The organism is Microbulbifer maximicatervae (SeqCode) (assembly GCF_056232625.1).
This window is the reverse complement of record NZ_CP174324.1, coordinates 2070277-2085308: the sequence shown is the minus strand read 5'-3', so window position 1 is coordinate 2085308 and position 15032 is coordinate 2070277. Positions and strand designations below refer to the sequence as shown.

General features: G+C 41.0%; 1 protein-coding gene. It reads left to right on the top strand.

Features of this window, described 5'->3' with window-relative positions:
• Positions 1-15009 (top strand): non-ribosomal peptide synthetase, encoded by a 15009-nt coding sequence (locus ACJJI6_RS08995; RefSeq protein ID WP_475713179.1) that lies wholly within the window; start codon positions 1-3, stop codon positions 15007-15009.
• The last annotated feature ends 23 nt before the right edge of the window (positions 15010-15032 follow it).

The window sequence follows — 15032 nt, the reverse complement described above, 5'->3', positions numbered from 1 at the left end:
ATGGATAAGACAGCCGAAGTTATAAGAATATTAAATGGTGCGGGTATCCATTTGTATGTTGCTGAAGGGAAATTAAAAGCAAAGGCAAAAAAGGGCAAGCTTAAACCTCAATTTGTTGAAATGATTAGAGAGCACAAAGTGTCTCTTCAGTCGTTTTTAGAGAATGATTCTCGAGGCGCTATAGAAATTGATGATCTAGCTAAGATTGTCCCAGTGGTTCGTAGTTCTGACTTACTTCCGGTATCCGATACTCAGCGACGTCTTTGGTTTTTAGATAGAATGGGTGATGGAGCAGAATACATAATGCCAGGTGCGCTGAAAGTATCTGGAAAGTTTGATGTTGATATAGCGGAACAGTCATTTCGTATCATTATAGATCGCCACGAATCTCTCCGGACAATATTCGTGGAAGTTGAGGGTGAACCGTATCAACAGGTGCTTAAAGACAATGATTTTTATATTAGAAGATTAGACTTTTCTGGGCTATCCGATGCAGAAAGAAGTCAGCAGATTAAAGACCTGATTGAGCGTGAGGGAGTAAGTCTGTTTGATCTCTCTCAAGACCTTATGTTGCGTGTTTCCTATGCAAAGGTATCCCCTATAGAAGGAGTTTTAACCTTTAGTATGCATCATATCGCTTCAGATGGCCATTCTACTGGGGTTTTGCTAAGAGAATTTGCTACGCTATATGAGAAACTCACTTCTAATAAGGGCTGGCTACTTCCTGATTTACCAGTACAATATGTGGACTACGCGATTTGGCAGCGTACATATTTAAAAAGTGAACGCGTTAAAACTCAGCTTAATTTTTGGGAGTCCAATTTACAAGAGCTTCCTGCAGTTCACACCCTACCGTTAGATAAACCCCGCTCAAAAAAATTTAATACCTGTGGATCCAGGTATGTGATTAACTTAGATCGCCAATTATCTTTAGAGCTAAAAAAAATAGCTCGAGAAAATAATGTCACCCTATTTATGTTGCTGCATGCAGCATTTTCCGTGTTACTTGCCAAGTATTCCTCTTCGTCAGATATTGTAATAGGTACGCCTGTAGCCAATAGAGGCTCTAAAGAATTAGAAAACCTAATTGGTTTTTTTGCTAACACAATTATACTTAGGACTACTTGTACTTCTGAAGTTGCATTTAGCGAATACTTAAATGAAGTCAAGAAAGTTAACCTTGATGCTCTAAACAATCAAGAAGTGCCAATTGATCAATTGGTCGAGCGCTTATGCTCTGACAGAAATACTGGTTATATGCCGTTATTTCAAATCATGTTCTCAATGAATAATACTCAGTCTGAGACATTAAATTTGCCAGATGTTGAGTTGGAGTTTATAGAAAGCCAAACTGGTCATAGTAAGTTTGAATTGTTGCTAAACGCTGTTGAAGTTGATGATAGTATTCGCTTGACATTTGAGTTCGATACAGAGCTGTTTTTGTTGGAATCTGTTGTTCGAATGGCAGTTAATCTTCAGTGCTTGCTGAAAGACATAGTAGTTCGTGTTGATTGCCCTATCGGACACTTAAATTATATTGATGATAACGAACTCAAACTTATTCATAAGTTGGATTCGGCTCCAGAGTTCAATTCTACTACTTTTAAAAGTATTTGCTCTCAGTTTGAAAGTCAGATCCAAAATAGGCCCAACCAAATAGCTGTATCTAATGGTAATGAATTTCTCACGTTCGCACAGCTGAATGAACATTCAAATCAGCTTGGTTGTTACCTTCGAGAAAATGGTGTTAAAGAAAATGTACTAGTAGGCCTGCTGCTTAACCGTTCGATCGATATTATAGTGGCCATATTTTCTATATGGAAGGCTGGGGGAGCCTACGTCCCATTAGATCCGTCTAGTTCTTCGTCACGCTTAGACTTCCTTCTCAAGGACAGTGGTGTCGAGTTACTTATAACTCATAAATCTTTACAGAACCGGGTAAAAGGGGTGAGTAGTATTACTGTTGATGATGCCTTCTTTAAGGCTGAGTTAGCACAGTGTTCGACTGCGAACCTCACAATATATGATAGAGACTCCAGTAAGGATTTGGCGTACGGGATTTATACCTCCGGTTCAACTGGACAACCCAAAGCGGCGCTTATTCAGAATGAATCATTGACCAATCTGGCCAATAATATGCGAGATTGGGGGTTAATTAAAGAGGGGGACGTATGGGGTTGGGTTTCTTCTTATGCGTTTGATGCTTCGTTACAAAGTATTATTCAGCTGGCTGGTGGCGTGTCCCTTGTCATTGTTGATGAGGATATAAAGCGAGAGGGAGCTAAACTCAGAAGGCTAATCTCTAAATTTAATATTCAGGTTATGGACTGCACCCCCTCCCTTCTTGAAAGTTGGTTTAGCCAAAATTTGGCTTCCAGTCTTCCAAACTTAGTGATTGGTGGTGAAGAGATATCTCAAGATTTATGGCATCGTCTGGTTAAATGGAAAACTCTGCATGAGCGTTCAGCTATAAATGTCTATGGACCTACGGAGTGCTGTGTAAACAGTACTTATAGTGTTATAGAAGGAGAATATCCAAATATAGGGATTCCCCTGAATAATGTAAGAGTAAAGGTCCTAGATGTACATAGATCTGAAGTTCCTTTAGGGGCGGTAGGGGAATTATACATTGGTGGGCATGGTCTGGCTAAGGAATATCTGAATCGGCAAGATCTCACCAGTCAAAGATTTGTGTCGATGATACCAAAAGGTGAGAGATACTACAGAACGGGTGATTTAGTGAGGCTTCGTCCATCAGGGGAGCTTATATATGTTGGTAGGATAGATGACCAAATCAAAATACGAGGTTATCGAGTTGAGTTGGGTGAAATAGAGTACCATCTTATTTCTCACGAGCACGTTGAAACGGCAGTTGTCATGTATCGTGAATTAACTGAGGGGCAGAAATATCTAATTGCATATATTGTGTTTCGTCACCCTGAATTGGTGGGTGACGAAGTGGAGGAGATAAAGAGCACACTTGCCAATGAACTCCCGTCATATATGCATCCTTCCTTTTATGTGAAGCTCGATAAAATACCTTTAACCAGCAATGGTAAAGTTGATAAAAAAGCGCTTCCAGAGCCTAGTCGTATTGAGTCACATAGCCGATATGTAAAGCCAGAGGGAAAAATTCAAAAAAGGCTTGTAAATATTTGGTCTGATTTATTGCAGTTGCCAAGAGACAAAATTGGAGCTAATTCAAATTTCTTTTCTCTTGGGGGGCATTCACTTCTATCTGTACGTCTGATTGCTGCTGTACGTGTTGAATTTGGCGTGGAATTGTCAGTTCGAGAAATATTTGAATGCCCAATATTGGCTGAATTTGCGCGACGTATTGATCAAACACAAGAATCTGCCCTACGGCCTCAGATAAGCCCGTCATGTGATATTGTCGGTCCTATACCTTTATCTTTTGCACAGCAACGCCTTTGGTTTATTGATCAACTTGAAGGTGGTAGTCCCCATTACAATATGTTTGGCGCTTTTTCGGTTACCGGGAGCTTTTCAGAAGAGGCAGCCGAAGAGGCATTTACTCGAATCATTTCCCGTCACCATTCCTTACGTACTGTATTCGTTGATGAAGGACAAGGTGTAGAACAGCGTATACAGGATTCCGACACTTTTTCGCTAGTACGTTTAGACCTTAGTTATTTTTTTACAGATCAACGTTTTGAAAAAATCCAGCAGCAGCTTAGCAAAGAACAGAACAGAATTTTTGATTTGGCCCATGACTTAATGTTGCGCGCGGGCTACATACATACAGCTGAGGATGAAGGTGTTTTATATATTAATATGCACCATATCGCTGCTGATGGTTGGTCAATAGGGCTATTAGTAAAAGAGTTTGGAATACAGTACGAAGCTATTTTGGCAGGTATGAGTGATCAGTTGCCGCCGCTTCCTTTTCAGTATACAGATTATGCAAGTTGGCAGAGAAATTGGTTTAACAGCGAGGCTTTTACTTGCCAGTTGGAATATTGGGATGAGCAGCTTCGTGAACTACCCCTTGTTCATAATCTGCCATTGGATTACACGCGCCCACAAAAATTGAGTCAAAAAGGAAAGCGAGTTTGTTTAACTTTAGATAAACGTAACGGGGAGGCTCTGAAAGCGTTTGCTCTAGAAAGTGGGGTGACGTTATTTATGCTATTACATGGTGCTTTTGCCTTGCTATTATCTCGCCATAGCGGCCAAAGCGATATCGTAGTGGGTACACCTGTTGCCGGTCGTTTACAACAAGAACTGGAGGAAATGATAGGGTTCTTTGTTAACACTTTAGTGCTGAGACTCAACTGCAACCTAGAACAAACTCTATCTACCTATTTACAGCAGGTAAAGCAAGTCAATTTAGATGCACAGGCAAATCAGGACGTTCCATTTGAGCACTTAGTTGAGAGGCTTAACCCCGAACGAAGTACCCAATATAGCCCATTATTCCAAGTTTTGTTTACGATGGATAATAATGAGCGAACTAATTTGGAGTTGCCTCGTACTCGGCTATGCAGCTTTGAACAGGAGGATGTTCAAGCAAAATTTGAATTAACTCTAAGTGTGACCGACAAAGAATCAGGCCTGGGTTTTCAATTCGACTATAACAATGAATTATTCGATGAGGGGCATATTCGTCAACTAGCAACACAATTGATGATAATGTTGAGAAATATTCCCTTACACGGAAATGATAAGCTTGAAAGAATACCTTTAGTTGAACCCTCCGCTCAAATGGGTCTTCGTGGCGAAGTAGTACCAGTTCCTAGTGGCCATATTCAACAACATTTTGAAGGGAAAGCAGTATTACAACCTGATGTTGCGGCAATTGTTTGGCAGGGGCAAGTAATTAGCTACGGTGAGTTGAATCGACAAGCCAACAAGCTTGCCAATTTGTTGCGTAATAATGGGGTAGTACCGGAAAGCAAAGTTGGTTTGTGTTTACCGAGAACACCTCGCTTAGTGATTGCCATATTAGCGGTGTTGAAGGCAGGAGGAGCATATGTGCCCCTTGATCCTGCATATCCCAAGACTCGCCTGAACTTTATGCTACAAGATAGTGGTGCTAGTCTGGTACTGGGAGAAACTGAAAGTCAGTCACTACTGGACAATATTTCAGTTGATGTGTTGTGGCTCGATCGCTGTTCTTGGCAGGAGCAGTCGCCTGAAGCGCCTGCTGTAGAGCGAGATGGCCGTCAATTAGCATACTTAATTTATACGTCAGGGTCGACGGGCCGTCCAAAGGGCGTCTTAGTTGAGCACCTGAGTTTACTCAATCTCAACCATGTAGAAATCCAGGATTTTAAACTCGGCTGCGGTGATCGATTGCTACATTGTATATCGTTTAATTTTGACCCAGCTACTGGGCAGTTATTTGCAGGGCTAAATTCTGGGGCAACTATTTACTTGGTAGACCTTCAGTCTGATTTAACTACAATAATTAGAGATCAAAATATAACTCATGCAATTCTCCCTGCAGCCGTACTTGCTGCTGAGAGAGAGCAATTATTACCCTCTCTCAAGGTCATTGGCACAGGAGGAGAAACTTGCCCACTCAATGTTGCTAGGTACTGGTCTATAGGGCGTACATATTTCAACTTATATGGACCAACAGAGTGTACGATAACATCTCTGCGCGAATCTTATGTTGGTAGGGTTGACAGGGAGAGCATAGGGAGGCCAATAGCCAATTCCTATTGTTATATATTCGATGAGATCAAGCAGCTTGTTGCACCTGGCGCTATCGGAGAATTGTATATTGGTGGTGTGGGGCTGGCTAGAGGGTATTATAACAGACCGGATTTAGATTTTGATCGGTTTATACTTAACCCCAATAACGAGAGTGAGAGGCTTTATCGCACAGGAGACCTAGTTCGTGAACTTTCAGATGGTCGCCTGGAGTTTATCGGTCGAGCTGATGAACAAGTAAAGATACGTGGCTTTCGAATTGAACTTGGAGAAATTGAAGCCGCACTATTGGATCTAAATAGAATCAAATCCGCGGTAGTGTTAGTTCGGGATGATCTTCCAGGTCAGTTAGTTGCATATTTATGCCCCGTAGAGAATGCAAATGGTGAAGAATTAGTTACTTGGGTGCTGGAAGCGCTACAATCCAGGTTGCCGACGCATATGATACCTGCTGCTTTTTCTGTATTAGAGGAATTACCACTCACAGTTAACGGTAAGTTAGATAAAAGCGCGTTACCTAAACCTGCTTTACTAGGCTGCGTTAATTTCTTAGCTCCCGAAAATGAATTCCAGCGAATTCTTGCAGGTATTTGGGCCGACTTACTCGGGCTAGAATATGAGCGGATTAGCCTCAATGACAATTTTTTTGCCCTGGGCGGGCATTCACTATTAAGTGTACGCCTAGTTAACCTTATTGAAGATAAGCTTAATGTCCGTATAACTGTGCAGGATGTCTTCAGTGCAAGGACATTAAGGCAGCTCTCAGTGTTGGTTACTACGTCCGGTGCCGGTTCGTCTGAGGTACGCTTGACTCCTCGAGATAGAAATATTGTTGAGCTACCACTTTCATTTGCTCAGCAGCAGCTTTGGTTTTTAAATGAGTTATCTCCAGACTCGACTCAATATAACATGTTCCATGCCTTCAAGATCTCCGGCGATTTTGATGTGGTTGTTGCAAACAGAGCCATAAATAAGGTTATTAAAAGGCACGAAATCCTGAGAACGTGCTTTTATCAGAGGAAGCAAGGTCCGATACAAGTAGTACGAGAGGAATTTGATTTTTCTTTTCAAGTTACAAAACTAAATAGGCTTTCACCTGAAGAGCAAGATGCGGTAATTATAGAAACTATTAAACTGGAATCTTCTTATAAATTTGATCTTCAGGAGGACTTACTGTTGCGAGGCTCTATATTGGAGTTTAGCAGCAGTTATAGAATTCTATTACTTACATTGCATCATATTGCCGCAGACGGGTGGTCAATGCGAGTTCTATTTGACGAGTTTTCGCATATATATACGTCATTAAAGGAAAATAGATCTTCAGAGTTAAAGGAGCTGGATGTTCAGTATGGGGATTACGCTATATGGCAACGTAGGTACATGGAAGGAGCTACTTTAGCTCAGAAGCTTAAATTTTGGGAAGAGAAGCTGGTCGATGCTCCTCCGATACATAGTCTCCCTACAGATAGGATCCGGGTAAGCGGTGGTGAGAAAAGCACAGGCATTTTTTACAATGGAGTTAATTCTAAAATAACGACTTCATTAAAGCTTCTAGCGGAAAAGAATGAAGCAACATTGTTTATGTTATTGCAGGCTGGGCTTTCACTACATATTGGAAGATGTAGCAACGAATCTGACGTTGTAGTAGGTGCGCCATCGGTTAGTCGAAATAACCAGCTACTTGATTCTATGGTAGGGTTGTTTCTAAATACGCAGGTATTTAGAACACAGTTCTTAGATAATCCAAGTTTCAATGAACTAATAGCTCGTTGCCGTAACGAGCATCTTGAGGCGATTAGTTATGCAGATGTACCTCTTGAGCTTATCGTCGAACATTTAAGCCCTGAAAGGAGCACGGAATTTACGCCGATATTTCAAATTCTCATCAATATGGATAATATTGGAGGAGAGACTGCCGGTATTCCTGGCTTGGAAATTGAACCTTTGAAATCTGCCGGAGAGATAGAGCATAAGTATGATTTAACTTTATATATCAACGAAAATATTGAAAACAACAGTTTAAGTTTTAGGTGGGTCTATGATGCAAACTTATTTGATGAAGCTACGATAAAAACGATAGCGAATGAGTTTGCATTTCTTTTATCATACGTTGTGGGCAACCCAGAAGCGGCAGTATTTTCTATTCCATGGAAGAATGGCCATGGTTGGTCTGGGGCAGCGCTATCGAGAACTGATGAGAAGTTCGAAAGTATAATTGATGTATTCGAAGAAAATGCAGAGATTTACGCGAACAAGCCGGCCATTATTATGGAAAATATGGCTATTTCATACGGCGATCTGAATCAAAAAGCTAATCAGTTAGCCAATTATCTTTTTAAGCAGTTTGATGTTCGATCGACTCATAAGGTTGCTATCGCAACCTCAAGAAGTATTGATCGTGTTGTCTCGATTTGGGCAATTTTAAAGCTCGGAGCGGCCTATGTGCCTCTGACGTCTGAGCTACCTGCTAATCGTTTGTCCTATATTCTTGAGGATTGCCGAGCAAAGGTGATCCTTACTGATCTGGAATCAATTCAGTGGGTTCAAGATCTTGCACCTAATATTGAGTTGATTACTCTAGATCATCCGTCAACTGTCACGGAGTACTTGTCCTTTAGTTCTGATAAGCCTGTTTGTTCGGAGATAAGAAGGGGTACTGTCGCGCACCTTATCTATACTTCCGGCTCAACTGGACGTCCGAAGGGAGTGTTGGGTACTCATGGAGCCACACAAAATCGTATTGCTTGGATGTTAAATGACTTCCCGTTTGGTGAAGAGGAAATAGCGTGTCATATTACTTCGATGGCGTTTGTAAGGGCTGTTTGGGAGCTATTCGTACCTATGTGTGCCGGTGTCCCTTTAGTTCTCTTCAAGCGAGATACGATTAAAAATACCCCGGAATTTATCCTTCAACTACAAAGAACGAAAGTAAGCCGGATTGTCACTGCTCCCTCTTTATTGCGCGCAATGTGTAGGGCAACAGAATCATTTTCCGCGGAGTTGACAAGCCTGAAATATTGGTTTGTTAGTGGCGAAGCTTTTTCTATAGATTTATCCAAACGATCAATTAGCCTTTTCAAAGGCGTTAAATTCTTCAACTTATATGGTTCGACTGAGGTATTGTCGGATGTCCTTTATTCCTCTGTAACTGGCGAGGAGTCTGGAATCTCTGTTCCTTTAGGTCAACCGATACAGGGCGTAAATTTTGATATTGTCGATCGTAGTGGAAACTCGGTTCCCGGTGGTATGGTTGGCGAGCTTTTAATTTCGGGGGCTAGTGTCAATAGTGGATATAATAACCAAATATCATTGACAAATTCTGTTTTCGGGGAGAGTTCTCAAGGTCGAACTTATCGGACAGGAGACCTAGTTCGCCTTCTCTGCAGTGGGCAGGTGATTTACGTAGGGCGCTCGGACCACCAAATAAAAATTCGCGGATATCGAATAGAGCTTGGTGATGTCGAGTCCACAATGAGTACTCTGTCTGATGTCAAGGACGCAGCAGTGAAAGTATGGGGTGGCGGGGATGATAAATATTTGGCAGGTTATGTTGTTCTGAGTTCTGATATTTCGGTCTCGGTTAATTTTGTTAAAGATGATATTCGCAGGAGACTCGGAGAACTGCTTCCTGGCTATATGGTACCTACGCGACTAGCCATACTCGATGTAATGCCGATCACACCTAACGGTAAAATAGACAGAAAAGCTCTTACGGAGCCAAATGATCTAGGAGAGGAATATTTAGCCCCGAAAACGGAAATAGAGAGATTTCTAGCTACTATTTGGTCTAGCTTACTCAAAGTGGATGTTGAAAATATAGGGCAGAACGCAAATTTCTTTTCGCTAGGGGGACACTCATTGCTATCAGTTCAGTTAGTGGCAGAGGTGTCTGATAAGTTTAATGTTAAGTTATCTGTTCGTGAAGTATTTGAGGCCCCTGAGTTACATTTATTGGCGAGTATAATAGAAAACTCAGAAAATAATTGTGTTGATTCAAAGGTTGAGCCAGTCGATAGAGATGCGAAACATTTTGATCTCTCTCTTCCACAACAAAGATTGTGGTTTATTGATCAGCTGGAAGGAGGTGGCAGTCAATATAATATACCTCTGGCGATAAAAATTTCCGGACAATTTAATATCAATTTTGCAGAGGTCGCGTTTGCAGCTCTAATTTCTAGGCATGAAATATTAAGAGTTAATTATATTGATGATGGTGATGGAGCTAAACAGGTAATTTCTGAATATAGTCCCTTTTTTCTCAAGTATATAAATTTTGGAAATGAATCAAGGTGGAAGATTGAGGAGAAAATAGACGCTACAATTAAGAGTGAAATATCCAGGGTTTTTGATTTGACAGCTGACTTGATGCTTAGGGCAACTTTTATTAAGTCACCGATGGATTATGGAGTGCTAATCATCAATGTTCATCATATTGCTGCTGATGGACGATCTATGCGGATACTCGCTCAAGAATTTCTTGATATATATCAGGCCATAGGTAGGGGAGAGGCCCCTAGAAAGGTGGATCTCCCACTTCAATATATAGATTATGCTGTTTGGCAAAAACAGATGTTGCTTGGCGATAAGCTTTCAGATTTGAGAAATTTTTGGAAGACCCAATTGCTTGGGATACCTCAAGTGCATAATTTGTCACTGGATTTTGTTCGTCCTATTACGCAAAGGTATTCCGGCAAGACTATACATAGACTCCTAGATAACAAGTTATTGTCTAATTTAAAGGGCGCTGCGGAGAAATACAATATAACGCTCTTTATGTTGCTTCACGGTTCATTCGCCTATTTACTGTCAAGATTAAGTAATGATCACGATATAGTACTGGGAACTCCTGTTGCAAATAGATCGCAAAAGGAGATTGAGTCGGTTGTAGGATTCTTTGTGAATACTTTGGTTTTACGATTGGATTGTGATGGCAGTCAATCGTTACATGAGTATTTTTCCCAAGTAAAAAAAGTTAATCTGGATGCTCTTTCTCATCAAGAGCTTACTTTTGAACAGCTGGTAGACTTACTGAAACCTGAACGTAGCACCGCTTACTCACCACTTTTCCAGATTATGCTTTCAATGGATACTAATAGTCCAGTTGAGGCTGAGCTGGAGGATATTAGTGTTGAGTTTTATGAGTTTGATCGTTCAGTAGCAAAATATGACCTAACGTTAAATGTTTCAGAATTGCGAGATGGGCTTCAATTAAGCTTTGAATACAATACAGACTTATTTGTTGAGTCTCGAATTCAAAGAATGGCTGAGCAACTGGAACAATTGTTACAGAATATCTCAAGCTGTACTGAAGGAAAATTAGGAGAGCTGTCCTGCATTTCTTCTAGTGATTTAAATAGAATCAACGAGGAGAGTGTTGGGCCTGGTGTGAGTGAGAGCGATCATGCAATTTTAGATCTATTTACGCTGCAATCCTCACGTTTCCCGAGGCAGCATGCGGTAACTTTTTCGGAGGAGAGCTTAGATTATGGTGAGTTATATCGGCGCTCAAATAGATTGGCAGATGATTTGATCAGGTCCGGTATTTCTGAAGGATCCTTTGTGGCAATTTGCATGAATCAATCGATTGAGATGATTGTTGCTGTGCTGGCTGTTCTCAGGTCCGGAGCTGCGTACGTACCCCTTGACCCGAATTATCCGCGCGAGCGTTTAGAGTTTATGCTCAAAGATTCTAGAGCAGGGGCTTTACTCACTCTGAGTCATTTAGTGGGTAGGTTTGATTTTGATGTTGATAATCAGTTTGTCTTAGATCTATATGACTGGGTAAGTGAAGGGCAAGCTGACTTTATAGCTCCAAAACGTAGCCGTAAGAGTCCTGTGTACGCAATCTATACTTCTGGTACCACAGGAATACCAAAAGGTGTCGTCGTTAATTATGATGCTTTGAGCGACCATATACTGGCTATAACTAAAGTTCTATCTATATCAGATAAGGACAGAGTGCTACAGTTTGCATCATTTAGTTTTGATACCTTTGGGGAGCAAGTGTTTGCTGCTTTAACAGTTGGTGCGAGAGTATATTTGCGGGAAAAGGACTTATGGAGTGGTATTGAGTTTTCAAAATTTGTAGATGCAAATAAAATCACGATTACGGATCTATCGCCTAACTACCTTTCCCAGTTATTATTAGATGACGCGGTTAATTCTAGATTTTGGAATAAATCAACCCTAAGCAGAGTCGTTGTTGGAGGTGAAGCTCCTACAATTGGTCTGGTAAGACGTTGGCGAGAGCTAAATATTGACAAAACGTGTAAGCTGTATAATGCCTATGGACCAACAGAAGCTGTAATAACAACTACTATTGCGGATGTTACGGAAGTACAATCATACCTTCCTCTTGGAAATGCTATAGGGAATAGGAAGCTATATGTACTGGACGAGCATAAAAATCTTCTTCCATGGGGGGCTGTAGGAGAATTATATATCGGAGGTGGAATACTGGCAGAGCGTTATTTAAATAACGACGGAGTAACAGCGGATTGTTTTTCCAGTGATCCATTTTCTGACTTACCTAAAGCTCGGCTTTATAAAACTGGCGATTTAGTTCGTTACCTGGAAAATGGTGATTTAGTATTCCATGGACGTGCTGATGACCAAGTGAAATTGAGAGGGTTTAGAATAGAGCTTGGAGAGATCGAGCAAAGGCTCTCTGAGCATCGCATTGTATCAGCATCTGTTATTGACGTGCGAGAATGCCCGGATGGTAGGAAACAGCTGATAGCTTGGGTGGAGTCAACTGGGTTTAAGGTTGAGGGAGATTTTTCAGTACCTGAATGTCTAAGGCGCTTCCTGAAGGAGCGCCTTCCGGATTATATGGTTCCTTCAATGATCATTGAAGTTGATGAGTTCAATGTTCTTCCTAATGGAAAAATTGATCGTAAAGCGCTGCGCATCCCAGAGGACTCTTTTAGTCTTGTTGATATAACTGAACCTAAAGGCCTTATTGAAACTAAGCTTCGAGCTATTTGGGCGCAAGTTCTTGGTGTTCCGATTTCAAGGGTTGATACGACGAAGAGTTTTTTTGAGATTGGTGGCGACTCAATTCTTTCTTTACAGTTGGTTTCCAGTGCTGCTAAGGAAGGTTACCAAATTAGTGTCAAGCAAATATTTGAGTATCAAACTATTTCGGCACTTGCACCGAATGTTAAAAATTTAAATAAAATTGAGGTCTCTCAGGAACCCGTCTCGGGAACACTTAACTTGATCCCTATACAGAGTGAATTTTTTCAAGATGATACGGATCTGCATCACTATAATCAGTCAATAGTTTTGAAGACCCCGCCCGGTTTTAACGTCGAAAAGTTGAAGTCTATTTTGAGAGTTGTCTTTAGTAAGCATGACTCCTTCAGGCTAACTTTTGAATACAGAGATACAAGCTGGATAGGTAAGTATCAATTCGAAATTGAAGATTTGATATCTACTAGTGTCGAAAGTTATTTTTTTGAAGATGATTCATTTTCGGGTTTTTCAGATGTTGCGGAACAGGCGCAGAGAAGTTTATCTATTTTAGATGGTCCGTTGATAAAAGCTATTTTTATTGAGAATCTAAGTGGTGAGGGCCGATTATTGTTGATTGTTCATCATCTAATAATTGATGGTGTTTCTTGGAGGATCCTATTGCAGGATATTGAGCTGCTTTGGACCCAGTTAGTAAATAAGCAGCCGCTTTCCGCGGGATTCAAGACTAGTTCTTTTAAAGATTGGGCTCTTTACTTACTGCAAATTTCTCGCTCTCCAAATTTCACTGATGAAATTGAATACTGGTCTAATCTCGATATGCTTGATGTTGATTCGCATGATGACATTATGACTCTTTCAGAATTTTCTAATGTAGGTTTTGAGTTGCCAATAAGCGAGTCTCAGGATATTTTGCTGAAGGCTGGTGAAGTCTACTCATCTCAAATCAACGAATTATTGTTAACCGTATTATCAATTTCGATTAAACAATGGAATGGTGAAGATACCGTTCGCTTTGATGTTGAGGGTCACGGTAGGGATGGCTTGGATTCAGGTCTCGATTTAAGTCAAACCATTGGTTGGTTTACATCTATTTACCCTATAGCGCTGGAAGTGGCAAGTGATAACCTACTCAAGCAGCTTCAGGCTGTTAAGGTTCAACTTAATGAAGTTCCTTCACAGGGTATAGGTTATGGTATTTACAGATATATGCTGGGGCACTCACTTATAGAAACCTATTCAAAACCGGAAATCTTATTTAATTATCTGGGCCAGTTTGACCAATCTACCAAGCAGAATAATCATTTTTCTGTCGCTAGCGAGTCAACTGGTTCAAACGTTAGCCCAAGAAGGCGGCCTTCCCATCGGATCACCTTGACTTTGATTGCAACAGGAGGAAAGTTACGTTGTAACCTCCAGTATAGCTCTTCTCAATATACGGAGAGTGAGGTACAGAAGTTGGTCGATTTGTACAGGAATGGTTTGAGGACTCTTGCTTCAAGCGTTACCTCTGTTGGTCCAGGTCCTAATGTTAATCCTGCTAGTAAATTATCAGAGTTGATAGTTTCTAACTTGGCTGATTCATGTCTTATTAAATTAAAGCACGGAGCTAGTAATAGTCAGATCTTCTGCTTTCATCCTTTGGGAGGAAATGTGGGCTGCTATACGACGTTGGCAAATAGTATGAATTTTGCTGGTACTGTCTATGGCGTTCAGGCTCCTGCACTTACGGAAGAATATCGTTTTAGTTCATTCGAGGAATTGGCGAGATTTTATATGCGGGCTCTAATTAACCAACATTCTGGGGGGGCCTTCCACTTAGTAGGATGGTCGCTGGGTGGGTCCCTTGCTTACGAGGTTGCCGTTCAATTAAAGAATGCGGGGTACCAAGTTGGTTATGTTGGTTTATTTGATGAAAGGCCAATTGAAAATCTAAATAAATCTGTATTTTCCTGGTTTGATCGAATTAAAGGTTTGTTTGAAGATCAATTTGACTGGGAAAAAATTTCTACTCTTGATGTTGATCAGGGTGTGGATAGGTTGGTTAATGATGCTTTTTCTACTGGTTTCGTTCCTCAGGAGCTGGATAGGTCTATAGTGTATCGATATTTTAATTATCTTGTTGATATAGGGTTTGCCCTATCGGTATATCGTCCAGCAGTTGCAGGAATAGATTTAGAGTTGTACCGAGTTCCAGGTAGCGACGCTGAGCTGAGTGATTATGGGTGGAGCCATTATGCGAAAGGGGAAATTATTCAAATAGAGGTTGAGGGCGATCATACAAACCTTGTTCGAGACCCTTATGTTCGGGGTTTATCTGAGGTATTTGATCGGCGGTTGAGTGAAAAGCTCTAAATCGCCCCCCTCCTCTTTGTATG